The sequence below is a fragment of the Pseudomonas sp. S3_G06 genome, from assembly GCF_054667565.1.
On the sequence record NZ_CP162738.1, the window covers coordinates 5075073 to 5100347 of the forward strand.

Annotated in this window: 24 protein-coding genes; 13 read left to right on the plus strand and 11 right to left on the minus strand. The window is 61.3% G+C overall.

Features of this window, described 5'->3' with window-relative positions; genetic code table 11:
• The first annotated feature begins 87 nt into the window (after positions 1–87).
• Complete coding sequence (locus AB4N47_RS22595; protein WP_016772324.1) at positions 88–1614, plus strand: SulP family inorganic anion transporter; 1527 nt, start codon at positions 88–90, stop codon at positions 1612–1614.
• A gap of 136 nt (positions 1615–1750) precedes the next feature.
• On the opposite strand, the gene AB4N47_RS22600 is transcribed toward AB4N47_RS22595, so the two are convergent.
• Positions 1751–2401 (minus strand): hypothetical protein, encoded by a 651-nt coding sequence (locus tag AB4N47_RS22600; protein ID WP_024015006.1) that lies wholly within the window; start codon positions 2399–2401, stop codon positions 1751–1753.
• A gap of 370 nt (positions 2402–2771) precedes the next feature.
• Between AB4N47_RS22600 and coxB the strand changes: the two genes are divergently transcribed.
• From coxB to AB4N47_RS22620, 4 genes are all read left to right on the plus strand, one after another.
• Complete coding sequence (coxB, locus tag AB4N47_RS22605; protein ID WP_016772326.1) at positions 2772–3899, plus strand: cytochrome c oxidase subunit II; 1128 nt, start codon at positions 2772–2774, stop codon at positions 3897–3899.
• 82 nt (positions 3900–3981) lie between these two features.
• Positions 3982–5568, plus strand: coding sequence for a cytochrome c oxidase subunit I (ctaD, locus tag AB4N47_RS22610; RefSeq protein ID WP_016772327.1), 1587 nt, complete (start codon positions 3982–3984; stop codon positions 5566–5568).
• Between the two features lie 261 nt (positions 5569–5829).
• On the plus strand, positions 5830–6381 hold the full coding sequence (locus tag AB4N47_RS22615; protein WP_076564848.1) for a cytochrome c oxidase assembly protein: 552 nt from the start codon (positions 5830–5832) through the stop codon (positions 6379–6381).
• A 25-nt stretch (positions 6382–6406) separates the two neighbouring features.
• A complete protein-coding gene (locus tag AB4N47_RS22620) occupies positions 6407–7294 on the plus strand; it encodes a cytochrome c oxidase subunit 3 (RefSeq protein ID WP_016772329.1) in 888 nt (295 codons plus the stop codon).
• Between the two features lie 69 nt (positions 7295–7363).
• Here AB4N47_RS22620 and AB4N47_RS22625 read toward each other — a convergent pair whose 3' ends face one another.
• Entirely contained in the window at positions 7364–7567 is a 204-nt protein-coding gene (locus AB4N47_RS22625) for a twin transmembrane helix small protein (protein WP_016772330.1), read from the minus strand.
• Positions 7568–7637: 70 nt separating this feature from the next.
• On the opposite strand from AB4N47_RS22625, the gene AB4N47_RS22630 reads away from it, so the two are divergent.
• From AB4N47_RS22630 to AB4N47_RS22650, 5 genes are read left to right on the plus strand one after another with little or no spacing between them, the layout of a single operon-like run.
• A complete protein-coding gene (locus AB4N47_RS22630; protein WP_341638274.1) occupies positions 7638–8378 on the plus strand; it encodes an SURF1 family protein in 741 nt (246 codons plus the stop codon).
• Positions 8344–8937 carry a hypothetical protein gene (locus AB4N47_RS22635; protein WP_341638273.1) on the plus strand — a complete coding sequence of 198 codons (594 nt, stop codon included), beginning with the start codon at positions 8344–8346 and terminating at the stop codon, positions 8935–8937. Before AB4N47_RS22630 ends, AB4N47_RS22635 begins: the two co-directional genes overlap by 35 nt.
• A 10-nt stretch (positions 8938–8947) precedes the next feature.
• Positions 8948–10027, plus strand: coding sequence for a COX15/CtaA family protein (locus AB4N47_RS22640; protein WP_341638272.1), 1080 nt, complete (start codon positions 8948–8950; stop codon positions 10025–10027).
• Positions 10015–10914, plus strand: coding sequence for a heme o synthase (cyoE, locus tag AB4N47_RS22645; RefSeq protein ID WP_341638271.1), 900 nt, complete (start codon positions 10015–10017; stop codon positions 10912–10914). The genes AB4N47_RS22640 and cyoE overlap by 13 nt, the downstream gene beginning before the upstream one ends.
• On the plus strand, positions 10911–11546 hold the full coding sequence (locus AB4N47_RS22650; protein ID WP_341638270.1) for an SCO family protein: 636 nt from the start codon (positions 10911–10913) through the stop codon (positions 11544–11546). The genes cyoE and AB4N47_RS22650 overlap by 4 nt, the downstream gene beginning before the upstream one ends.
• 233 nt (positions 11547–11779) lie before the next feature.
• Here AB4N47_RS22650 and AB4N47_RS22655 read toward each other — a convergent pair whose 3' ends face one another.
• The 3 genes from AB4N47_RS22655 to AB4N47_RS22665 form a co-directional block, all read right to left on the minus strand.
• Positions 11780–12550, minus strand: a complete 771-nt coding sequence (locus AB4N47_RS22655) for a MetQ/NlpA family ABC transporter substrate-binding protein (protein ID WP_039757123.1) — start codon at positions 12548–12550, stop codon at positions 11780–11782.
• A 64-nt stretch (positions 12551–12614) separates the two neighbouring features.
• Entirely contained in the window at positions 12615–13289 is a 675-nt protein-coding gene (locus tag AB4N47_RS22660) for a methionine ABC transporter permease (RefSeq protein WP_016772337.1), read from the minus strand.
• Positions 13289–14296, minus strand: coding sequence for a methionine ABC transporter ATP-binding protein (locus AB4N47_RS22665; protein ID WP_016772338.1), 1008 nt, complete (start codon positions 14294–14296; stop codon positions 13289–13291). The genes AB4N47_RS22660 and AB4N47_RS22665 overlap by 1 nt, the downstream gene beginning before the upstream one ends.
• A gap of 262 nt (positions 14297–14558) precedes the next feature.
• Between AB4N47_RS22665 and katE the strand changes: the two genes are divergently transcribed.
• Positions 14559–16700, plus strand: coding sequence for a catalase HPII (katE, locus tag AB4N47_RS22670; RefSeq protein WP_341638269.1), 2142 nt, complete (start codon positions 14559–14561; stop codon positions 16698–16700).
• Between the two features lie 94 nt (positions 16701–16794).
• On the opposite strand, the gene AB4N47_RS22675 is transcribed toward katE, so the two are convergent.
• From AB4N47_RS22675 to AB4N47_RS22690, 4 genes are read right to left on the minus strand one after another with little or no spacing between them, the layout of a single operon-like run.
• Positions 16795–17508, minus strand: a complete 714-nt coding sequence (locus AB4N47_RS22675; RefSeq protein ID WP_460154350.1) for a PA5502 family lipoprotein — start codon at positions 17506–17508, stop codon at positions 16795–16797.
• A gap of 37 nt (positions 17509–17545) precedes the next feature.
• Entirely contained in the window at positions 17546–18334 is a 789-nt protein-coding gene (znuB, locus tag AB4N47_RS22680) for a zinc ABC transporter permease subunit ZnuB (protein ID WP_016772340.1), read from the minus strand.
• A complete protein-coding gene (gene znuC, locus AB4N47_RS22685; RefSeq protein WP_024014991.1) occupies positions 18327–19112 on the minus strand; it encodes a zinc ABC transporter ATP-binding protein ZnuC in 786 nt (261 codons plus the stop codon). Before znuC ends, znuB begins: the two co-directional genes overlap by 8 nt.
• The gene (locus AB4N47_RS22690; protein ID WP_016772342.1) at positions 19112–19594 is read right to left on the minus strand and encodes a Fur family transcriptional regulator; all 483 of its coding nucleotides are present in this window, start codon (positions 19592–19594) and stop codon (positions 19112–19114) included. Before AB4N47_RS22690 ends, znuC begins: the two co-directional genes overlap by 1 nt.
• A 66-nt stretch (positions 19595–19660) precedes the next feature.
• On the opposite strand from AB4N47_RS22690, the gene AB4N47_RS22695 reads away from it, so the two are divergent.
• Entirely contained in the window at positions 19661–20581 is a 921-nt protein-coding gene (locus tag AB4N47_RS22695; RefSeq protein WP_460154351.1) for a zinc ABC transporter substrate-binding protein, read from the plus strand.
• Between the two features lie 128 nt (positions 20582–20709).
• Here the strand turns inward: AB4N47_RS22695 and AB4N47_RS22700 are convergent, their stop codons facing one another.
• On the minus strand, positions 20710–21663 hold the full coding sequence (locus AB4N47_RS22700; protein ID WP_110644676.1) for a homoserine kinase: 954 nt from the start codon (positions 21661–21663) through the stop codon (positions 20710–20712).
• Between the two features lie 53 nt (positions 21664–21716).
• The gene (locus AB4N47_RS22705) at positions 21717–22007 is read right to left on the minus strand and encodes a DUF2782 domain-containing protein (protein ID WP_039757137.1); all 291 of its coding nucleotides are present in this window, start codon (positions 22005–22007) and stop codon (positions 21717–21719) included.
• Between the two features lie 74 nt (positions 22008–22081).
• Here AB4N47_RS22705 and polA point away from each other — a divergent pair, with 74 nt between their 5' ends.
• A complete protein-coding gene (gene polA, locus AB4N47_RS22710; protein ID WP_341638266.1) occupies positions 22082–24886 on the plus strand; it encodes a DNA polymerase I in 2805 nt (934 codons plus the stop codon).
• Positions 24887–25275 lie beyond the last annotated feature (389 nt).

Genomic DNA, 25275 nt, shown 5'->3' on the forward strand with positions numbered 1-25275 from the left:
TTCCCAACAATCTGTGTGGTATGACGCCGGCCGCTGATTCAGCGGTCCGGCCTCGCCACGCCTGAAGAAAACTTCGGGAGAATCGCCATGCGTGCGGCTCAATTGAAAGCTGTGTTGCCACGGGAGCTGCTCGCCTCCGTGGTTGTGTTTCTGGTCGCCCTGCCGCTGTGCATGGGCATCGCGATCGCCTCAGGGCTGCCGCCGGCAAAAGGTCTGATCACCGGCATCATCGGCGGTCTGGTGGTCGGTTGGCTGGCGGGCTCGCCGTTGCAGGTCAGCGGGCCGGCGGCGGGTCTGGCGGTGCTGGTTTTCGAGCTGGTGCGCCAGCATGGCGTCGAGATGCTCGGGCCGATCCTGCTGCTCGCCGGATTTCTGCAACTGGTCGCCGGGCGACTGAAGCTTGGCTGCTGGTTTCGCGTCACGGCGCCAGCGGTGGTCTACGGCATGCTCGCGGGCATTGGCGTGTTGATCGTGCTCTCGCAAATCCATGTGATGCTCGATGCCAAGCCGCAGCCTTCCGGGCTCGACAACCTCACGGCGTTCCCGGCGGCCGTAGCGCAAGCCTTGCCGTCGTTCGGCTGGCAGGCGGGTCTGCTCGGCTTGTCGACGATTGCGGTGATGTGGCTGTGGGAAAAATTCCGCCCGCATTCGCTGCGCTTCATTCCCGGCGCATTGCTCGGTGTGGGTCTGGCGACGGTGGCGAGCCTGATGCTGGCGTTGCAGGTCAAGCGCGTCGAGGTACCGGCGAACCTGGCCGAGGCGATCGATTGGCTCAAGCCAGCCGACCTGATGAATCTGGCCGACCCGACGCTGCTGATAGCCGCGTTCGCCGTGGCGTTTATCGCCAGTGCCGAAACCCTGTTGTCGGCGGCAGCGGTGGATCGCATGCACAGCGGCGTGCGTTCGGACTTCGATCGTGAACTGTCGGCGCAAGGTGTCGGCAACATGCTCTGCGGTCTGGTCGGCGCGCTGCCGATGACCGGGGTGATCGTGCGCAGTTCGGCCAACGTTCAGGCTGGTGCGACCACACGCTACTCGACGATTTTCCATGGCCTGTGGCTGCTGGCATTCGTGCTGTTGCTGTCGAGCGTGCTGCAAAGCATTCCGGTGGCGAGTCTGGCGGGGGTGCTGGTGTATACCGGCTTCAAACTGGTCGACCTGAAAGCTTTCCGTGGTCTCGGCCGGTACGGGCGGATGCCGATGTTCACCTATGCCGCGACGGCGCTGGCGATCATCTTCACTGATCTGCTCACCGGTGTGCTGATCGGTTTCGGCCTGACCATGTTGAAACTGGCATTCAAGGCTTCGCGCCTGAAAATCAGCCTGATCGACCTGCCGCAGGACGGCGAAATGGAACTGCGTCTGGTCGGCGCGGCGACGTTCCTCAAAGTGCCGGCGCTGACTCAAGTGCTGGGCAGCATTCCCCACGGTACGACGGTACATGTGCCGCTGAACAACCTCAGCTACATCGACCATTCGTGTCTGGAGTTGCTTGAGGAATGGGGCCGGGCGAATGCGGCGAAGGGTTCGAAGCTGTTGATCGAATCGCGCGGGTTGAAGCGCAGGCTGGAAGGCCGGGTGCGGACCAATACCGGGATTGGTGCGGCGGGTTAGAAGTCGACCTCAAAACGCAAACCCTGTGGGAGCGAGCCTGCTCGCGAAAGCGGTGTATCAGCCAACAGAGATGTTGAATGATCGACCGCATTCGCGAGCAGGCTCGCTCCCACACTGGATTTATGACACAAGAAAATCAGGCAGCAGGCTGATCCAGCTCAAGCCCCACACCCAACCGGCGGCTCATGCACGGCCAGCGTTTCCACGCCGCGCCAGTGTCCGGACTGCTGAGTTTTTCGCGGTAGGCTTCGACCGACTCCAAAGCAAAACTCTCTTCGTTGAGCATCTCGTCGATCGCGTGATGCACCGCTTCGTCCAGTTGGTTGGCGAATTCCTCACCGATCAATTGGTGAGCAATCAGGTTGGCGACCGTCATGTCCAAGGGGATCAGTGGCTGGCCGAAATGCTTGATGTACAGGTCGTTGACCTCTTCGACAAAACGGTGTGCCAGATAGGCCTCGTCGAGCAGGCTGTCCAGGCCGACATGTCCGGCCATGATCGCCGGCGGCTGGAGGAAATACTGTTCGGCGATCTTCAGCACCGGTTTGATCTGCGATTCGATTCCCGCTTCCCTGGCGACTTCATTGGCTGCATCCAGCAGGTCCGGTACTTCATCAATGTAGGCGGCGACAAAACGCGTCAGCACGCCCTGGGCGTCGGCTTCCGGCAACTGGATCGCCGGGTGCAGGTGAGGCAGCTTGCTTTCCAGCTGACGGGTCAGCAGGCCGGTGTCTTTTTCGTGCTGTTGGGCTTTTTGGATCTGCTCGCGCAATGCGGCGGTGTTCATGAAAACTCCAGGAAACAAGGCAATGAAATAGGGAAGACATAACTTAGCTGGCTTACGAAAAACGCTAAGACGCATTTGTCATAATTATTTCATCCTTGATGCAGCTACGTTATATCCATTCGCCACCACTCGTCTGCATCCTTCTCCATTCGGGCACTTGAACGCAAGCGCCGGGTGTTTCAGCTCATTTACGTGCCCGGGTTGCAATTCCCGGGCGCTGTCTATACTCGCCAATGAATGGAGTTAGCTGATGACGCCCGACTGCACCCGCAGCAAGGCCCGGCGATTCAAGTTCGTAGTCTGATGCAGCCGCTCCCTTGCCGCAGGCGATACGCCGGCGGGATAACAAGAACGATAAGGGGAACCCGCAATGATGCGACATCCACATGTCTGGATGGGCCTCCTGTTGTGGTCGATTTTCAGCCCGGCCAACGCGGCATGGACTGTGAATATGGCGCCTGGAGCGACTGAAATCAGTCACGCAGTATTCGACCTGCACATGACCATTTTCTGGATATGTGTGGTGATCGGGATCATCGTCTTCGGCGCCATGTTCTGGTCGATGATGGTGCACCGCCGCTCTACCGGCCAGGTCGCGGCCAAATTCCACGAAAGCACCGGCGTCGAGATCATGTGGACCATCGTGCCGCTGCTGATCCTGGTGGCCATGGCCGTGCCGGCCACCGCGACGCTGATCAAGATGTACGACACCAGCGAGCCGGACATCGATATACAGATCACCGGCTATCAGTGGAAGTGGCATTACAAATACCTGGGCCAGGACGTCGAGTTCTTCAGCAACCTGGCCACCCCCGCCGAGCAGATCCACAACAAGGAAGCCAAGGGCGAGCACTACCTGCTCGAAGTCGACAAGCCGCTGGTGCTGCCGATCGGCGCCAAGGTGCGCTTTCTGGTGACCTCGGCTGACGTCATTCACTCATGGTGGGTGCCGGCATTTGCGGTCAAGCGCGATGCGATTCCCGGGTTCGTCAATGAGGCCTGGACGCGCATCGACAAACCCGGCCTCTACCGTGGCCAGTGCGCCGAATTGTGCGGCAAGGACCATGGCTTCATGCCGATCGTGGTCGAGGTCAAGGAACAGGCCGACTACGAAAAATGGCTCGCCGAGCGCAAGGCCGAGGCCGCGCAGCTCAAAGAACTGACCAGCAAGGAATGGACCCTCGACGAGCTCAAGGAGCGCGGCGACAAGGTTTACCACACCACTTGCGTGGCCTGTCACCAGGCCGAAGGCCAAGGCCTGCCGCCGATGTTCCCGGCACTCAAGGGCTCGAAAATCGCCACCGGGCCGATCAAGGATCACCTGAGCATCGTCTACCACGGCAAACCCGGCACCGCCATGGCGGCGTTCGGCAAGCAGCTGTCGGAAGTCGATATCGCAGCGGTCGTGACTTACGAACGTAACGCCTGGGGCAACAACAAGGGCGACATGGTCACGCCAAAAGAAGTGCTGGAGCTGAAACAGGCGGAAAGCAAATGAGCCGGTCAATTGCGTATTCAGTGAACCGGTCGGGGCAGCGCGCCCCGGCCTGCCCCGTCCACTTTCGTGAAGGAGACCGGCCATGAGCGCTGTCATCGATGACCACGGTCACGCCGACCACGCCCACGGCCCCGCCAAAGGCCTGATGCGCTGGGTGCTGACCACCAACCACAAGGACATCGGCACGCTGTACCTGTGGTTTGCCTTCTGCATGTTCCTGCTCGGCGGCTCGTTCGCCATGGTCATTCGCGCCGAGCTGTTCCAGCCCGGCCTGCAGATCGTGCAGCCGGAATTCTTCAACCAGATGACCACCATGCACGGTCTGGTCATGGTGTTCGGTGCGGTGATGCCGGCGTTCGTCGGCCTCGCCAACTGGATGATTCCGCTGATGGTCGGCGCGCCGGATATGGCCCTGCCCCGGATGAACAACTTCAGCTTCTGGCTGTTGCCGGCGGCGTTTCTGCTGCTGGTCTCGACGCTGTTCACCCCGGGCGGCGGACCGAATTTCGGCTGGACCTTCTACGCGCCGCTGTCCACCACTTACGCACCGGAGAGCGTGACGTTCTTCATCTTCGCCATCCACTTGATGGGCATCAGTTCGATCATGGGCGCGATCAACGTGGTCGCGACCATCCTCAACCTGCGCGCCCCCGGCATGACCCTGATGAAAATGCCGCTGTTCGTCTGGACCTGGCTGATCACCGCGTTTCTGCTGATCGCAGTAATGCCGGTGCTGGCCGGCTGCGTGACGATGATGCTCATGGATATTCACTTCGGCACCAGTTTCTTCAGTGCTGCCGGCGGGGGTGACCCGGTGCTGTTCCAGCATGTGTTCTGGTTCTTCGGCCACCCCGAGGTGTACATCATGATCCTGCCGGCGTTCGGCGCGGTCAGCCAGATCATCCCGACCTTCGCGCGCAAGCCGCTGTTCGGCTACACCTCGATGGTCTACGCCACGGCGAGCATCGCGTTCCTGTCGTTCATCGTCTGGGCGCACCACATGTTCGTGGTCGGCATCCCGCTGGTGGGCGAGCTGTTCTTCATGTACGCGACCATGCTGATCGCCGTGCCGACGGGTGTGAAAGTGTTCAACTGGGCGAGCACCATGTGGCAGGGCTCGATGACCTTCGAGACGCCGATGCTGTTTGCCGTGGCGTTCGTCATCCTGTTCTCGATTGGCGGTTTCTCCGGGCTGATGCTGGCGATCGCCCCGGCGGACTTCCAGTATCAGGACACCTACTTTGTCGTCGCGCACTTCCACTATGTGCTGGTACCGGGGGCGATCTTCGGCATCTTCGCCTCGGCCTATTACTGGCTGCCGAAGTGGACCGGGCACATGTACGACGAAACCCTCGGCAAGCTGCACTTCTGGCTGTCGTTCGTCGGCATGAACCTGACCTTCTTCCCGATGCACTTCGTCGGTCTTGCGGGGATGCCGCGACGGATTCCGGACTACAACCTGCAGTTCGCCGATTTCAACATGGTCTCGTCGATCGGCGCGTTCATGTTCGGCGCCACGCAGATCTTCTTCCTGTTCATCGTCATCAAGACCATCCGTGGCGGCGCACCGGCCCCGGCGAAACCGTGGGACGGCGCCGAAGGGCTGGAGTGGAGCGTGCCGTCGCCGGCGCCGTACCACACCTTCACCACGCCGCCGGAAGTGAAATGAACACCTGCTGTTTTTTGCAATGTGTGCAGAGGCACAGATCCCCAGTGGATGCTCACAGATCTCCTGTGGATGTACACAGATCCCTTGTGGGGAGGGGATTTATCCCCGTTGGGCTGCGCAGCAGCCCCAAAACCTGCAATCGAAATTCATCAGGTAGACCGTGTGCGCTGGATTCAGGGCCGCTTCGCAGTCCAACGGGGATAAATCCCCTCACCACACAGGTATTGCCGGGCAAAGATGATTACCGGGGAGGCATGAATCATGGCTGACTCGATCTCGCTGAAGAAACTCGTCACCCGCCTGCTGCTGGTGGTGGTGGCGATGTTCGTCTTCGGTTTCGCCCTGGTGCCGATCTATGACGTGATGTGCAAAGCCTTCGGCATCAACGGCAAGACCGGTGGCCAGTATGCGGGCGAGCAAGTGGTCGACACCTCGCGCCAGGTGCGCGTGCAGTTCTTGTCGACCAACACCGCCGACATGCCGTGGGACTTTTACCCGAAACACGACGAGATGACCGCCAATCCCGGCGCGGTGAACGAGATGGTCTTCATCGCGCGCAATCCCACCGACAAACCGATGAGCGCGCAAGCGGTGCCGAGCATCGCGCCGAGCAACGCGGCGGCGTTTTTCCACAAGACCGAATGCTTTTGCTTTACCCAGCAGGTGCTGCAACCCGGCGAACAGATCGAGATGCCGGTGCGTTTCATCGTTGACCGCGACATGCCCAAGGAAGTGAAGCACCTGACGCTGTCCTACACGCTGTTCGATATCACCGCCCGACATCCGCCGGTGGCTGTTAACACTGGCGGTTGAGCGTGGCCGATAAGGAGAACAATAAATGGCAACTCATGAGCATTATTACGTCCCGGCCCAGAGCAAATGGCCGATCATCGCCACGCTCGGGATGTTCGTCACCGTGTACGGCCTCGCCACCTGGTTCAACGATCTCAAGGCCGCACGCCCGGATTCCCACGGCCCACTGATCTTTTTCGTCGGCGGCCTGCTGCTGGCGTACATGTTGTTCGGCTGGTTCGGTGCGGTGATCAAGGAAAGTCGCGCGGGGTTGTACAGCCCACAACTGGACCGTTCGTTCCGCTGGGGCATGAGCTGGTTCATCTTTTCCGAGGTGATGTTTTTCGTCGCCTTCTTCGGCGCGCTGTTCTATATCCGCGTCGTGTCGGCACCCGGGCTGGCCGGCGAAGGCAGCAAGGGCCTGTCGGAAATGCTCTGGCCGAACTTCGAATATGTCTGGCCGTTGCTGAACAACCCCGACCCGAAATTGTTCCCACCGCCCAAGGATGTCATCAGCCCTTGGGGCCTGCCGCTGCTCAATACGATCCTGCTGGTCAGCTCCAGCGTGACCATCACCATCGCCCACCATGCGCTGAAGAAAGGCCATCGCGGCGCGCTGAAACTGTGGCTGGCGATCACCGTACTGCTGGGCATCGCGTTCCTCGGCTTCCAGGCCGAGGAATACATCCACGCCTACCAAGAGCTGGGCCTGACCCTCGGTTCGGGCATCTACGGCGCGACGTTCTTCATGCTTACCGGCTTCCACGGCGCCCACGTGACCATCGGCACCATCATTCTGTTCGTGATGCTGATGCGCATCATGAAAGGCCACTTCGACAACGAGCACCAGTTCGGTTTCGAAGCGGCGAGCTGGTATTGGCATTTCGTCGACGTGGTGTGGATCGGCTTGTTCTTCTTCGTCTATGTGCTTTGACGGCAGCGGCAAGCTTCAAGCGGCAAGCTTCAAGTAAAAGCGGTAAGGCTTCTAACTTGCAGCTTGCAGCTACCACGGCGCATGGGACACCAACTGGCCGCTGTAGAAACCCCAGGCCATCAGGCCGACGGTGACCACGGCCAGTGCCACCCGAACACTCAAGGCGATGACCAGGCGGTTGGAGCTGCTGTCGTCCTTGACCAGGAAAAACAGGCCGCTGAACAGGCTGACGACCGTGGCAATCAGCATCAGGACGATCGCTGCTTTGAACATGGCAAGACTCCGGGGGACAGGCGATGAAATTGAGTATAGCGAGCGCGATCACTGACTTTACGGCACACCCATGAAGCGCTTTCGCCCGGGCGTGATTCCCACTGTCGTGGTGGCGCTGTTGCTGCCGCTGATGGTTGCGCTGGGCTTCTGGCAACTGGGCCGGGGCGCGGAGAAAACCGCGCTGCTGGCCAGTTATGCCGAACGTCGCGTGGCCGAACCGCTGGCCAGCAGTGAACTGCTCGGCAACGCCGACCCGGCTTACCGCCGCGTGCGCCTGCACGGCCAGTTCGACCCCGCCCACACGCTGTTGCTGGACAACCGCCAGCGTGGCGGCAAGGTCGGCGTCGAATTGCTGCAACCGTTTCAGGACCAACGCAGCGGCCTCTGGCTGCTGGTCAATCGCGGCTGGCTGCCATGGCCCGATCGGCGCGTGCCGCCGCAATTCACGACACCGGCCGAGGCGCTGACGCTCGACGCCTGGGTCTATGTCGCCCCCGGCGCAACGTTCCAGTTGCACGCAGATCCGGTCAGCGATGTCTGGCCGCAAACCATTACCGCCGTCGAGCCGGGCAAATTGTGGCAAACCCTGGAGCGCGACGGCTTCGCCTACGAACTACGCGCCGAACCCGGCCCGGCCAGCTACCAGACCGATTGGCCGGTAGTCGCGATGGGCCCGGAAAAACACCTCGGCTACGCCGTGCAATGGTTCGCCATGGCCACGGCGTTGCTCGGGCTCTACCTCTATTTGGGCTGGCACAACGCAAAGGAGAAACGCCATGGGAAGCGCCATGAATCCACCCAGCATGTCTGAGGCCAAACCCGTTCCGAGCCGCCGGCGCGGGCGCATTCAGTTGTTGCTGATTGTCCTTGGCGTGGTCGGGCCGATGCTGCTCGCCACCGGCATGTACAAATTGCAGTTCTGGGTGCCGGAAGGACGCAGCTACCACGGCGAGCTGATCGGTAACGGCCAGACCCGCGCCGACCTCGGCGTGCAGGCCGATGAGCAGCGCTGGCAGATTCTGGTCACGGCGCCAAAGGACTGCGCAGTCGATTGCCAGCAACTGGTTTATCTGGCCCGGCAGATCCAGATCAGCCTCGGCCGCGAAGCTGGGCGCGCCAGCCACGCCCTCGCCGCCGCGCAACCGTTGAGCGCTGATTACGCCGCCAAACTCGACCGTGAATATCCGCAGCTGCAGCGCTATCCGCTGGATGCCGGGGTGTTCGCCAGGACCATCGGCGATAAAGCCGTGCCGCAGCTGTGGATCGTCGACCCGCACGGCAATCTGGTGCTGCGTTACGAGCCGAATGTGAAGGGCAAGGATCTGCTTAACGACCTGCGGCATCTGCTGAAACTGTCGAACATCGGATGAGGGCATCGTCATGGCCAAACCTGGATTTCGCCTCGCGCTGTTTGCCACCCTGCTGGCGCTCATTGTGGTGCTGCTCGGCGCCTACACCCGCCTGACCCACGCCGGCCTCGGCTGCCCGGACTGGCCAGGCTGCTATGGCTTTATCAGCGTGCCGAAAAGCGAGGCGCAACTGGCCCATGCCGAACTGCATTTCCCTGACGCGCCAGTGGAGGCGCACAAGGGCTGGAACGAGATGATCCACCGCTACTTCGCCGGCACTCTGGGTTTGCTGATTTCAGTGCTGGCCGGGCGCGCCTGGGTCAACCGGCGCCATCCGGGCCAGCCGGTGAAACTGCCGCTGTTTCTGCTGGCGGTGGTCATCGCCCAAGCGGCGTTCGGTATGTGGACGGTGACGCTCAAGCTCTGGCCGCAAGTGGTCACCGGGCATTTGCTCGGCGGCTTTGCCACATTGAGTCTGCTGTTCCTGCTGACGCTGAGGTTGTCCGGCGTGCTGCCGGCGCTGACCGTACCCAAGCGCCTGCAATATTGGGCGACGGCGGGGCTGCTGCTGGTGATCGGCCAGATCGCCTTGGGCGGCTGGGTCAGTTCCAACTACGCAGCGGTGGCCTGCATCGACTTCCCCACCTGCCACGGCCAATGGCTGCCGCCGGCGGACTTCGCCAATGGCTTTCACCTGACCCAGCACATCGGCCCGAATTATCTCGGCGGACAACTGGATAGCGACGCGCGCACGGCCATTCATCTGACACACCGCATCGGCGCTTTGCTGGTGACGGTCGTACTGCTCGGTCTGGCCTGGCAGTTGAAAGCGGTAGGCATGACCCGACTGGCCGGGTTGCTGCTGATCGCCCTCACCGCGCAGATCACCCTCGGCATCAGCAACGTGCTGTTTCATCTACCGCTACCAGTGGCCGTCGCCCATAACGCTGGCGGTGCGGCGCTGTTGCTGACTCTGGTGCTGGTCAACTATCACGCGCGCACCAGCCTGTTGCGGGTGAACCAACCGGTGCTGGCGCGCTGGCGCTTGAGTGCGCACAAACCTGTCGTCGCGCCCATCGCATTGAAAGGAGAAACGCCATGGCGAGTCTGATCGGCCAGCGTGCGGCGCAAGCGCTGTGGCGCGATTACCTGGAGCTGACCAAACCGAAAGTCGTGGTGCTGATGCTGATCACCTCGCTGGTCGGCATGTTCCTCGCTACCCGCGCCGGCGTGCCGTGGACAGTGCTGGTGTTTGGCAATCTGGGCATTGCCTTGTGCGCCGGCGGCGCGGCGGCGGTCAATCATGTGGTCGATCGGCGCATCGATGCGGTAATGGCGCGCACGCACAAAAGGCCACTGGCCGAAGGCCGGGTTTCACCTGCGGCGGCGCTGACCTTCGCCCTGGTGCTGGCATTGCTCGGCCAGGCGCTGCTGCTGACCTTCACCAATCAGCTGACCGCTTGGCTGACTCTCGCCTCGCTGCTCGGTTATGCGGTGGTCTACACCGGTTTTCTCAAGCGTGCGACGCCGCAGAACATCGTCATCGGCGGCCTCGCCGGTGCCGCGCCGCCGCTGCTGGGCTGGACCGCCGCCACCGGCCATGTCAGCGCCGAACCGCTGTTGCTGGTGCTGATCATCTTCGCCTGGACCCCGCCGCACTTCTGGGCGCTGGCGATTCATCGCAAGGAGGAATACGCCAAGGCCGACATTCCGATGCTGCCGGTGACCCATGGCGAGCACTACACCAAAGTGCACATTCTGCTCTACACCTTTGCGTTGCTGGCGGTGAGTCTGCTGCCGTACGTGATTCACATGAGCGGCGTGCTGTATCTGGTCTGCGCGCTGGCGTTGGGCGCGAGGTTTCTGCAATGGGCCGTGGTGCTGTACCGTGGCAGTCAGCCGCACGCGGCGATCAACACCTTCAAGTACTCTATCTGGTACTTGTTCCTGTTGTTCATCGCCCTGCTCGTAGACCACTACTTACTGTTGAACCTATGACCCGAACCCAGAAAACCGTCTTCATCCTCGTCGCCGTGATCGCGCTGATCCTCGGGCTTACCGTGAATAAAGTGCTGAACGGCAAAGGCCAGGGCGATCCGACTGCGCTGATCGACGCCGGCATTATCCTGCTGCCGCAGAGCCGCAACCTGCCGGACGTGACCATGACCGATCAGGACGGCAAACCAGTTGCCATCGACGAGTTGAAAGGCAAGTGGAGTCTGTTGTTCTTCGGTTATACCTTCTGCCCGGACATCTGCCCGACCACCCTGGCGCAACTGCGGCAGATCAAGAGTGAATTGCCGAAAGAGGCTGTGGATAAATTGCAGATCGTGCTGGTCAGCGTTGACCCCAACCGCGACACGCCGAAGCAGTTGAAACAGTACCTGGGCTACTTCGATCCGCAGTTCATCGGCCTGACGCCGACCTCGATTGAAGAGCTGCAGAAGGTCGCGAACGCGGTGAGTATTCCGTTTATTCCGGCGGACACCAGCAAGCCGAATTACACCGTCGACCATAGCGGCAATCTCGCGGTGATTGGTCCGGACGGCACGCAGCGCGGGTTTATTCGGGCGCCGCTGAACAACGCCAAACTGGTGTCGCAGTTGCCGGTGATGCTTAACCGCAAGTAAGTCACCACTGGAAGCAACGAGAACCCTTTGTGGCGAGGGGATTTATCCCCGTTGGGCTGCGAAGCGGCCCCAAACCTGCAACTGCGGTGTATCAGGAATACCGTGTGCAATGATATTGCGACTGCTGCGCAGTCGAACGGGGATAAATCCCCTCGCCACGAATGCGGTGCGGTATTCATGCAATGAAAAAGGGGCGCATCAAATGCGCCCCTTTTTCATTGCAGCAACCTTAATCAGAACGCCGGCAACACCGCGCCTTTGTACTTCTCGGTAATGAACTGCTTCACTTCCGGGCTGTGCAGTGCAGCCGCCAGTTTCTTCATCGCGTCGCTGTCCTTGTTGTCCGCGCGGGACACGAGGATGTTCACGTATGGCGAGTCGTTGCCTTCGATCACCAGCGCATCCTTGGACGGATCAAGCTTGGCTTCCAGCGCGTAGTTGGTGTTGATCAGCGCCAGATCGACCTGGGTCAGCACGCGCGGGATGGTCGCGGCTTCCAGTTCACGGAATTTCAGGTCTTTCGGGTTTTGCTCGATGTCTTTGAGGGTCGACAGAATATTGCTCGGGTCCTTCAAAGTGATCACGCCAGCCTTGGCCAGCAGCAACAGCGCACGGCCGCCGTTGGTGGCGTCGTTCGGGATCACCACGTTGGCACCACCGGGCAGGTCTTTCAGATCCTTGAGCTTGCTCGAATAAGCACCCAGCGGCTCCAGGTGCACGCCTGTCACGGCGACGAGGCTGGTGCCCTTGGCCTTGTTGAACTCATCGAGGTACGGCTGGTGCTGGAAGAAGTTGGCGTCCAGACGCTTTTCCGCGACCTGTACGTTCGGCTGAATGTAGTCGGTGAAGACCTTGACCTTCAGATCCACGCCTTCCTTGGCCAGGGCCGGTTTGACGAACTCGAGGATTTCCGCGTGCGGCACCGGAGTGGCGGCAACGGTCAGGGTCTCGGCGTGGGCCGAAAACGCCGCAACAGCGGCGAAAGCAGCGATCAGTTTTTTCATTCAGCTAACTCCTTGTGAGGGCGCCCGCCAGCGAATGGCCCGCGCCTCTTGATTAAAAAACCGCTTATTTGCGCGAGAAATGCACGACCAGGCGGTCGCCAACCATTTGCAGCACTTGCACCAGAATCAACAGCAGCACCACGGTGACGATCATCACGTCGGTCTGGAAACGCTGGTAGCCGAAACGGATCGCCAGGTCGCCCAGACCACCGGCGCCGACCACACCGGCCATCGCCGTGTAGGACACCAGTGTAATCGCTGTCACCGTAATCGCTGCGAAGATGCCCGGACGGGCTTCCGGCAGCAAGGCGTTCATGATGATCTGCCGCGTGGTCGCGCCCATCGACTGGGTCGCTTCGATGATGCCGCGATCGACTTCGCGCAACGCAGTTTCCACCAGACGCGCGAAGAACGGCGTAGCACCCACCACCAGCGGCGGGATCGCCCCGGCCACACCCAGAGACGTGCCGGTGATCAGCACGGTGAACGGGATCATCACGATCAGCAGAATGATGAACGGCAGCGAACGCAAGATGTTCACCACCAGCGACAGCACAGCGTAGAGGCCACGGTTTTCCAGCAATTGACGCGGGCTGCAGAGAAACAGCAGCACGCCCAGCGGCAGGCCGAGCAGCACGGTGAACAGCAGCGAACCGCCGAGCATCAGCATGGTGTCGCCGGTGGCCAGCCAGATTTCGTACCAGTCGATATTGGCGAAGAAACTCATCAGGTCGGCCATTAGCGCAACACCTCCATGTGAACGTCAGCGGCGGTGAAGCGGGCAAACGCCGCCTCCATGTCGCCACCGGTGACAGCGAGGGTCAGTTGCCCGTACGGAATGTCTTTGATGCGGTCGATGCGACCGGCAAGGATGCTGTAGTCGACGCCGGTTTCCCGGGCGACGGTGCCGAGCAACGGCGCGTAGGTCGCTTCACCCTGGAAGGTCAGACGCACGATGCGCCCGGGCACGTGGGCGAAGTCGTCACGCTGCTCGCTCTCGTCGATCTGCTCGCTTTCCTGGACGAAACGCTTGGTGGTCGGGTGCTGCGGATGCAGGAACACATCGGCCACCGGACCCTGCTCGACGATCACGCCGGCGTCCATCACCGCGACCTGATCGCAGACGCGCCGGATCACGTCCATTTCGTGGGTGATCAGGACGATGGTCAGTTTCAGTTCGCGGTTGATTTCGGCCAGCAGTTGCAGAACCGATGCCGTGGTCTGCGGGTCGAGGGCGCTGGTGGCCTCGTCGCACAGCAGAATTTTCGGCTTGGTCGCCAGCGCACGGGCGATGCCGACGCGTTGCTTCTGGCCGCCGGACAATTGCGCCGGGTACTTTTTCGCGTGGTCAGACAGACCGACCCGAGCCAGCAACTCGGCCACCCGTTGGTTGATTTCACTGCTCGACAGCTCACCGGCCAAGGTCAGCGGCAAGGCCACGTTATCGGCGACAGTCTTGGAGGCGAGCAGGTTGAAGTGCTGGAAGATCATCCCGACCTGCTGGCGGAAACGGCGCAGGCCGTTGGCGTCCAGTGCGGTGACTTCTTCGCCGTCGACGATGATCTTGCCGCCACTGGAATCTTCCAGGCGATTGATCAGACGCAGCAGGGTACTTTTGCCCGCACCGGAATGGCCAATCAGGCCGAACACCTGGCCGTTCTCGATGGCGAGACTGGTCGGGTGCAGCGCGGGAATATCCTTACCGGCAACGCGGTAAGTCTTGTGGACGTTTTGAAACTCGATCACGTAGCGAACCTTGTGGGGCGCGTTGGAAAAGGATCAGCGGTTAGCCGGGCGCGCATTTTAGCCTGTCCGTATAGAGGTTCTTAGCATTTATTTCGCAATTAACCTTCAATTTGGCAATAACGCGATCAAAGGTCAGATAAACGGAACGGCTGAAACGCTCATCAGTCACTAAGTAAGCGACTTGAAACCCTGGGTGCCGTGCCCGGGAATCACTCAAGGGTCTGCGGAAGGCATCCGGGGCCAAACGAGGAGTTTACGTCTGATGAGCATCAAAAAGCCTGCACCCGATAAAAGCGAGATGGCCGGAACCGACACCCCGGATCGTGCCAACACCAACGCCAAGCTCGACAGCCTGGAAGAATTCCGTTCGGACGCCACCGGTCAGGCACTGCGCACCAATCAGGGCGTGAAGATCGCCGACAACCAGAACACCCTCAAAGCCGGGCCGCGCGGGCCTTCGCTGCTGGAAGACTTCATCATGCGTGAAAAAATCACGCACTTTGACCATGAGCGGATTCCGGAGCGCATTGTCCATGCGCGCGGCACCGGCGCGCACGGTTTCTTTCAGACCTACGAGAACCATGCAGCGCTGACCAAGGCCGGTTTCCTACAGGATCCGGGCAAGAAAACCCCGGTGTTCGTGCGTTTTTCCACGGTGCAGGGGCCACGGGGTTCCGGCGATACCGTGCGTGACGTGCGCGGCTTTGCGGTGAAATTTTTTACCGATGAAGGCAACTTCGACCTCGTCGGCAACAACATGCCGGTGTTCTTCATTCAGGACGCGATCAAGTTCCCGGATTTCGTCCACGCGGTGAAACCCGAGCCGCACAACGAAATCCCCACCGGCGGCTCGGCGCACGACACGTTCTGGGATTTCGTCTCGCTGGTGCCGGAATCGGCGCACATGGTGATCTGGGCGATGTCCGACCGGGCCATCCCGAAAAGCCTGCGCAGCATGCAGGGCTTCGGCGTACACACCTTCCGCCTGATCAACGCCGAGGGCAAATCACGCTTCGTCAAATTCCACTGGCGCCCTACCGCCGGCACCTGCTCGCTGGTGTGGGACGAGGCGCAGAAGCTCGCCGGTAAAGACACCGACTACCATCGTCGCGACCTGTGGGAAGCGATCGAGATGGGCGACTACCCGGAGTGGGAACTGGGCGTACAGATCGTCGAAGAAGAGAACGAACACGACTTTGATTTCGACATCCTCGACCCGACCAAGATCATCCCCGAAGAAATTGTCCCGATTACGCCGCTGGGCAAAATGACCCTGAACCGCAACCCGGACAACTTCTTCGCGGAAACCGAGCAGGTCGCTTTCTGCCCTGGCCACATCGTGCCAGGCATCGACTTCTCCAATGACCCGCTGCTGCAAGGTCGATTGTTCTCCTACACCGACACGCAGATCAGCCGACTCGGCGGGCCGAACTTCCATGAGCTGCCGATCAACCGTCCGGTGGCGCCGTTCCACAACGGCCAGCGTGACGCACAGCACCGCACCACCATCGATAAGGGTCGTGCCTCGTACGAGCCAAACTCGATCGACGGCGGCTGGCCGAAAGAAACCCCGCCGGCGGCACAGGACGGTGGTTTCGAGAGCTACCCGGAGCGCATCGACGCCGCGAAGATCCGTCAACGCAGCGAGTCGTTCAGCGATCACTTCTCCCAGGCCCGCTTGTTCTTCAACAGCATGAGCGACCACGAGAAAGAGCACATCATCGCTGCCTACAGCTTCGAGCTGGGCAAGGTCGAACGTGAGTTCATCCGTGCCCGTGAAGTGAACGAGATCCTTGCCAATATCGACCTGACCCTGGCCAAACGCGTGGCGGAAAACCTTGGTTTGCCGGCGCCAGCCAAAGGCACGATCGAAGTGCGCAAGACCTCGCTGGAGCAATCGCCAGCGCTGAGCCAGGCCAACCTGCTGCCGGGCAATATCAAGACGCGTAAAGTGGCGATCCTCGCGGCCAATGGTGTCGACGGTGCTGCGATTGATGCGATGAAGAAAGCACTGGAAGCCGAGGGCGCCCACGGGAAACTGCTCGGCCCAACCTCGGCGCCAGTCAAGACCGCTGACGGCAAGGCTTTGCCGGTGGATGCGTCGATGGAAGGCATGCCGTCGATCGCTTTCGACGCGGTATTCGTGCCGGGTGGCGCGGCGTCGATTACTGCGTTGAGCGGTGATGGAGTGGCGTTGCATTACCTGCTGGAAGCGTACAAGCACCTGAAGGCGATCGCGCTGCACGGCGAGGCCAAGCAATTGCAGGACTTGCTGAAGCTCGATGCGGATGCCGGGTTGTTGCAGGGCGCGGATGTGGGTGCGTTGACCAAACCGTTCTTCGCCGCGATTGGCGAGCATCGGGTTTGGGCGCGCGAGCCTAAGGCCAAGGCTATTCCGGCTTAAGATCTTTATTGGTTGAGAGGACGCTTTCGCGAGCAGGCTCGCTCCCACAGGTACGCTGTTGCACCTGTGGGAGCGAGCCTGCTCGCGAAGCTTTTTATGGCTTGCGCGGGCTTAAAACCATCTGCGCCGGCACTGTGCGCAAGATCTGCTTCTCGATCTGCAAATCAAAATCAGGATCGAGCTTCTTGACTCGCTTGCTCAGCAACGTCGCCAGCCACGGATAATCCGCGGTGCGTGGCGCCTGAATGCTGACGGCACATTCGTAATTCACTACATCGGCGGCGATAGCATCGAGTTGTCGTTGCAGCTTGTGAATATCGCCGATGTTCAACGCAACCGTCGTGCTCTCGGCGGTCGGGTCGATGACCTTGGCTTTCGGCCTGGCTTCGGCAGCCAGCAGCGCGGCCTCAGCCTTTTCCAACTCGGCCTTGCGCGCTTCGGTGATCGCGTCATTGACGCCGCCGGTCAGCGCGGGCGCTTTGGGCATCAGGGCGCGAGCACGGCTTAATGCAGTGGCGGCAGCGTTGACATCGCCTTTCTGCAGGACGATCTGGCTGCGGCGCAGGTAAGACTCGGCCAGCTGCCGCTGGTATTGCTCAAGGGATTGATCATTGGGGGTTGCGGCCTGCAACGCGGCCAACTGGTCTTCGGCGGTGGCCAGTTCGCTGCTGGCCAGGCTTTGCTCCAGCTGTGCGATGGCCGTAGCCCGCGCATCCGGGACTTCAGCCACCGGCGGCGTGCTTTGGCAGGCGCCCAGCAGCACGGAAAATGCGACAAGGAGCAGATAACGGGAGGCGAACGGCTTCATTCCTGCGACTCTCTAATTGCGCAAAAAGCGGCCAAGTCTACACCCCACGACGGGGCAGAACAAAACTCAACAGAAACAGCGCGGCTGCCGTCACCACGATCGACGGCCCCGCCGGGGTGTCCTTGAACCACGACAACGCCAGCCCGCCGCACACCGCGAGCATGCCCAACAGGCTCGCGCCCAGCGCCATCTGCTCCGGCGAACGGGCGTGACGCTGTGCCGCAGCCGCCGGGATGATCAGCAGCGAAGTGATCAACAGCACCCCGACGATTTTCATCGCCACGGCGATCACCACCGCGATCAACAGCATCAGCGCCAAGCGCAAACCCGCAACCGGCAAGCCTTCGACCCGCGCCAGTTCTTCGTGCACGGTGACCGCCAGCAGCGGCCGCCACAGCGTCACCAGCAACACCAGCACCGCCGCGGTGCCACCGAGAATCCACGCCAGGTCGCTCGGACTGATCGCCAGCAAGTCGCCAAACAGATAGGCCATCAGGTCGATCCGCACTTCATGCATGAAGCTTAGTACCACCAGGCCGAGAGAGAGCGTGCTCGGTGCAAGAATTCCCAACAGCGTGTCGGACGCCAGCGGCTGACGCTGTTGCAGCGTCACCAAGAGCACCGCCAGCAGCAGGCAACCGACCGTCACCGCCACCGTCGGGCTGACGTCCAGCAAAAAGCCCAGCGCCACGCCGAGCAGTGCGGCGTGGGACAGGGTATCGCCGAAATAGGCCATGCGCCGCCACACCACAAACGAGCCGAGCGGTCCGGCCACCAGCGCCAGCGCCAGACCTGCAAGCAGGGCATACAAAAGAAAATCAGCCATGCTTGCAGCCGTCTCCATGAACATGAGGTTGCCCGCCGAGCGGGCCTTTGACCACCGAACCGTGCAGGTCGTGGGCGTGGTCGTGATGGTGGTGATAGATCGCCAGACTCGGCGCGTTCTTGCCGAACAGCTCGACGAATGCCGGGTCGCCGCTGACCTGCTCGGGGTGCCCGGAGCAGCAGACGTGGCGGTTGAGGCAGACCACCTGATCGGTGGTGCTCATCACCAGATGCAAATCGTGCGACACCATCAGCACGCCGCAACCGTGGCGGTCGCGCAGCCGGGTGATCAGGCTGTACAGCTCGGCCTGCCCGGCCACGTCGACGCCCTGCACCGGCTCATCGAGCACCAGCAGCTCAGGCTCACGCAGCAGTGCCCGAGCCAGCAGCACGCGCTGCATTTCGCCGCCGGAAACGCTCTGCACCGGGCTGTCGATCACGTGTTCGGCGCCGACTTCCTTCAACGCGGCCAGGGCACGCGAACGATCGACGCCAGGCACCAGGCGCAGGAAGCGCAGCACTGACAGCGGCAGGGTCGGGTCGACATGCAGTTTCTGCGGCATGTAACCGACGCGCAGCTTCGGCTTGCGCCAGACGCTGCCGCTGTTTGGCTTCAACAGCCCGAGCACGGCGCGTACCAGCGTGGTCTTGCCAGCGCCGTTGGGGCCGATCAGGGTGACGATCTGCCCCGGCTCGACGCTCAGCTCGATGTTGTCCAGCACGGTCTGCCCGGCAAACGTGACGGCGACCTGCTCCAGACGGATCAGCGCGTTGCTCATCAGGCCCCCTGGCAACCGGCGCACAGACCAACCACTTCGACGGTCTGCGCTTCGACGATGAAACCGACGTCTCTGGCGCTGCTGATGATCGCGTCGCTGATCACTTTTTGCTCAAGTTCGATGGCGGCGTGGCACTCGCGGCAGATCAGGAACTGGCCCTGATGCGCGTGTTCAGGATGCACGCAGCCAACGAAGGCGTTGAGCGACGAGATGCGATGGACCAGGCCGTTTTCCAGCAGGAAATCCAGTGCGCGGTACACGGTAGGCGGCGCGGCGCGGCGGCCGTCCTGCTCGCTGAGCACCGCAAGGATGTCGTAGGCACCCAGTGGCTTGTGACTCTGCCAGACCAGTTCCAGCACGCGGCGGCGCAGGGCAGTCAGACGCAAACCTTTCTGCGCGCACAAGGTATCGGCCTCGGACAGAGCGCTGTGCACGCAATGGGAGTGGTCGTGGGGACGGCTGGCAATCGGTGTAATAGGCATGAGCGGCGACGAGATTTGCTGGAGACGTTATTATGTTACCCGTTCTCGCTTCCTTGAGTGGTCATCGTGTCCCGACTTTTTTCTGTTTTTGTGGCTTTTGTTGCCAGTTTTGTGCTGATCGGTACGGCTCAGGCCGAGGTCAAAGTGCTCACCAGCATCAAACCGTTGCAGTTGATTGCCGCTGCCGTGCAGGATGGCGTGGCGATTCCCGAGGTGCTGCTGCCGCCGGGGGCCTCGCCGCACAATTACGCCTTGCGCCCGTCCGACGTACGGAAGGTGCAGTCGGTCGATCTGCTCTACTGGATCGGCCCGGACATGGAAGGCTTCCTGCCGCGCGTACTCGGCGGTCGCAGCCTGCCGAGCGTCGCGGTGCAGGATCTGCCAGGCCTGAAGCTGAGGCATTTCGGCGCGGACAACCATTCCCATGCCGAAGAAGCCGACGAGCATGATCACGATCATCGCCCCGGCTCGCTGGACGCGCACTTGTGGTTGTCACCGGTCAATGCGCGGGTGATCGCCGACAAAATGGCCGCCGACCTCAGCGCCGCCGACCCGGCCAATGCCCAGCGTTATCAGAGCAATGCCAAAGCCTTCGATGAACGTCTGGATGCGCTGGATCAGCGCTTGAAGAAGCGCCTGGCCAATGTCGAAGGCAAGCCGTACTTCGTCTTTCATGAGGCGTTTGATTATTTCGAAGACGCTTACGGCCTGAAGCACGCGGGCGTGTTCGCGGTGGCCGCGGAAGTACAGCCCGGCGCCCAGCATGTCGCGAAGATGCGCAAGCGTTTGCAGGACGTAGGCAAGACCTGTGTGTTCAGCGAGCCACCGTTGCGTCCCCGTCTGGCGGAAACGCTGGTGGCTGGCCTGCCGGTGAAGCTGGCGGAACTGGATGCGTTGGGCGGGTACACCCCGGCGACAGCTCAGGGGTATGAGCAGGTGCTGGAAAAACTCGGCAATGATCTGGCGGGATGCCTGGAATCGTTGTAACAACACAAAACCTGTGGGAGCGAGCCTGCTCGCGAAAGCGGTGGGTCAGTCAGCAAAAATGCTGAACGGGCCGCCGCCTTCGCGAGCAGGCTCGCTCCCACAGGTTCGTGTTTGCTTGGCGAATCTACTCAGAGGGCGAAGGGCAACGGTGTATTGACCTTCTGCCGCTGCGCCAGGCGCTGCTCGAACTCCTGCGGATCGTGAATCAACACATCCTGCCCGGCGAACTGCTCGGCGGCGATCAGGCGTGACAGCCAGAACCGCACACAAGCGACACGCAGCATCGTTGGCCACAATTCGGCTTCCGCCGCCGTGAACGGCCGCAGCGCCGCATAGGCACCGAGAAACGCACGCGCACGCGGGCCATCGATCACGCCCTCCTCGTCCGAACACCAGTCATTCAAGGCAATTGCCACGTCGTACAGCATCGGCCCCGAGCAGGCGTTGTAGAAGTCGATCAGCCCGGTCAGGTGGGTGCCTTCGAACATGGCGTTGTCGCGGAACAGGTCGGCGTGAATGTTCGCCCGAGGCAGCGCGAGGATCTTGTCTTTGCGCTCGGTGATCTCATCCAGCGCCTTTTGCAGCAAGGCACGCGGCTCATCGCTCAGGTGCGAGAGAAATTCAGTGCCCTCCTCCAGCATCCAGTCCAGACCACGATCGGTCTTGCGCTTGATCATGCGTTCGCCCTGAGTCGCCAGGTGCAGATGCGCCTGCAACTCGCCCACTTGCGCGCAATGCTGGGCGTTGGCGACTTTGATGTGCTTGCCGGACAGGCGCGGTTGCAGCAGCGCCGGTTTGCCTTTGAGCTCACGCAGGGCCAAGCCGTCGGTGGTGCGCAGGGCGTAAGGCACCGGCAGTTCGGCTTCGTGCAGCACGTCGAGCAGGTCGATGAAGAACGGCATCTCTTGCACCGGGCCGCGCTCGACCAGGGTCAGGACAAACTCGCCCTGCTCCAGACTGATGAAGAAATTGGTGTTTTCGCTGCCGGCGGCGATCCCCTGGAAATCAAGCAGGCGGCCGAGCCCGTAAGGGGCGAGAAAGGTTTCCAGCTCGGGCCGAGCCAGGGGAGTGAACACAGACATGTCTTAACTGCCAGTACGGGCGCCGCAGCGGCGGCGCCGGGTGAATTAAAAACCTACTTCCATTCGAATATCTTCCATGACGGGATCAGCATATCCGGCTGATCCGAACGGATGAAATTGGCATCCGTCCCGTCGGCGCGCACCAGAAAGTACGGCGGCGCGCCCTTTGGCGTGACTTTGATCGCATAGAGGAAACCGTTCTGGCGGTACTCCTGAATGGTCTTGTCGCCCTCCGTGCGGATAGTGACCTCGGGGTCGCCGCCCGGCGCATCATCCGCCGCCATCGCGGCCAGTGGTGAGACAGCGATCAACCCGACCAGCAGCAAGCGATTTAACGTACGCATGATAACCTTGTCCCTTTGTCGTCAACGGTCCCGCTATTCTAGCCCCGGACCCGCCGAAAAGGTTGATCCTGCTCATGAGCCAAGCCCCCCTCGTCCTGGTGGACGGTTCGTCTTACCTGTACCGCGCCTTTCATGCACTGCCGCCACTGACCACGTCCAAAGGCCTGCCGACCGGTGCGGTCAAAGGCGTGCTGAACATGCTCAAGAGTCTGCGCAAGCAGTACCCGGACAGCCCCTTCGCCGTAGTGTTCGACGCCAAGGGCGGGACATTTCGCGATGAGATGTACGCCGAATACAAGGCCAACCGGCCAAGCATGCCCGACGACATGCGCGTGCAGATCGAGCCGCTGCACCAGAGCGTGATCGCCCTCGGCTTCCCGCTGCTGTGCGTCGACGGCGTCGAGGCCGACGATGTGATCGGCACCCTCGCCCGCAGCAGCGCGGCGGCCGATCGCCCGGTGATCATCTCCACCGGTGACAAGGACATGGCGCAACTGGTCGATGGCCACATTACCTTGGTCAACACCATGTCCGGTAGCTCGATGGATGTGGAGGGCGTTAAGGAGAAATTTGGCGTCGCACCGGAGCAGATCATCGATTATCTCGCGCTGATGGGCGACTCGTCCGACAACATCCCGGGCGTGCCTGGCATCGGCCCGAAGACGGCGTCCGGCCTGCTGGTCGGCGTCAACGGCGGCCTGACCGAGCTGTACGCCAACCTCGACATCGTGCCGACCCTGCCGATCCGTGGCGCAAAAACCTTGCCGGCCAAGCTCGAAGAGCACCGGGAGATGGCTTTCCTGTCCTATCAACTGGCGACCATCAAGGTCGACGTGCCACTGGATATCGGCCTCGATGATCTGCAGATGGGCCAGGAGGATCCGGCCAAACTCTACGAGCTGTACACCCTGCTGGAATTCAAGAGCTGGCTCAATGATCTGGATCGCGATGCCAAGCGTCTGGAACTGAGCGCGGCGGCCGAACCTGCGCCGGCGGGCGATCTGTTCAGCGCCCCGCAAGCCGAGGCACCTGTTGCTCCTGTCGAGGCCGCATACGAAACCATCCTCGATCAAGCCCGCTTCGACGTCTGGCTGGAAAAACTGCGCAACGCCAAACTGATCGCCTTCGACACCGAGACCACCGGCATCGACGCGCAGCAGGCGCAACTGGTTGGCCTGTCGTTCGCCGTACAGGCCAACGAAGCCGCGTACATCCCGCTGACCCATTCCTACATCGGCGTGCCGGAGCAGCTGGATCGCGACACCGTGCTGCGCGCACTCAAGCCGATTCTGGAAGACCCGAGCAAACTCAAGGTCGGCCAGCACGCCAAGTTCGACATGAACATTCTGGCCAACTGCGCCATTGGCGGCGATCAGAGTGAAGGCATCAGCGTGCGCGGCATCGCCTTCGACACCATGCTCGAGTCCTACGTGCTCAATTCCACCGCGACCCGTCACGACATGGACAGCCTCGCGCAGAAGTACCTTGACCACACCACGGTGAGCTTCCAGGACATCGCCGGCAAAGGTGCCAAGCAACTGACCTTCGACCAGATCGCCTTGGAACAGGCCGGGCCGTACGCCGCCGAAGACGCCGACATCACCCTGCGCCTGCATCAAACGCTGTTCGACAAGCTCAGCGCGATTCCGAGCCTGGCCGGCGTGCTGACCGACATTGAGATCCCGCTGGTGCCAGTGCTGGCGCGCATCGAACGCCAGGGCGCGTTCGTCGATGCCGAGTTGCTGGGCATTCAGAGCATCGAGCTGGGCAACAAAATGGTCGCGCTGGAGCGTGAGGCCTTCGAAATTGCCGGGGAGGAATTCAACCTCGGATCGCCGAAGCAGCTGGGCGTGATTCTTTATGAAAAGCTCGGCCTGCCGGTGCTGAAGAAAACCGCCAAAGGCCAGCCGTCCACCGCTGAAGAAGTGTTGGCGAAACTCGCCGAAGACGATCACCGCTTGCCGAAGGTGCTGATGGAGCACCGCTCGATGAGCAAGCTGAAAAGCACCTACACCGATCGCCTGCCGGAGCAGATCAACCCGCGCACCGGGCGCATCCACACCTCGTATCACCAGGCTGTGGCCTCGACCGGGCGCCTGTCCTCCAGTGATCCGAACCTGCAGAACATTCCGGTGCGCACTGCCGAAGGCCGACGCATTCGTCAGGCGTTCGTCGCACCCAAAGGCTACAAACTGCTGGCGGCGGACTATTCGCAGATCGAACTGCGGATCATGGCGCACCTGTCCCGTGACGAAGGCCTGATGAACGCCTTCCGCAACAATCTCGACGTGCACACTGCAACCGCTGCCGAAGTATTCAAGGTCGAGCTTGATCAAGTGACATCCGACCAGCGTCGCAGCGCCAAGGCGATCAACTTCGGCCTGATCTACGGCATGGGCGCGCAGAAGCTCGGCAAGGACATCGGCGTCGACACCAAGACCGCCAAGGCTTACATCGACACCTACTTCGCCCGTTATCCAGGCGTGCGCGAATACATGGAGCGTACCCGCGCGCAAGCGGCGGATCAGGGTTACGTCGAAACCTTCTTCGGGCGTCGCCTGTATTTGCCGGAGATCAACTCGAACAAGCCGCAGGAACGCGCCGCCGCTGAACGCACGGCGATCAACGCGCCGATGCAGGGCACGGCCGCGGACATCATTAAGAAAGCCATGGTGGCTGTGGATAACTGGCTGGCGACGTCGGGTCTGGACGCGCGGGTCATCCTGCAAGTGCACGACGAACTGGTGCTGGAGGTTCGCGAGGATCTGGTCGAGCAGGTCAGCGCCGAAATTCGTACGCACATGAGCGAAGCGGCGAACCTGGATGTGCCGCTGCTGGTGGAAGTTGGCGTGGGCAACAACTGGGATGAGGCGCACTGAGTCATTGTTGCGCAACCGTCGCCGCGACCTACCGTCGCGGCAACTGCCGGGAATCCGGCTTAGATCGAAAGGCGCTTGAGGCTATTCCAAAGCTTTTTGAAAAAAATCTGAACTAATCTGTCGATCGAACACTCAGAGGTACTGAATGGCTGGTGAAGCCCTTCGATGCTCCTATGTTGTGTTAAGTGTTGGCAGATATCTGAACCCCGCCCTAGCGGTTCGGAACTTGAACCCCGGAATTTCTCCCTCCCCAATGAAATCCGGGGCTTTTTTTTGCCAAAAAATCGGCTGTAGCGCGGCCATGCTGCGTTAAAAGCATCGCTAAAAATGCTCATTTAGGTCCCCTAAACTCCGCTTTTTAGCGCTACTTTTGCCTTGCCTGGCCACAC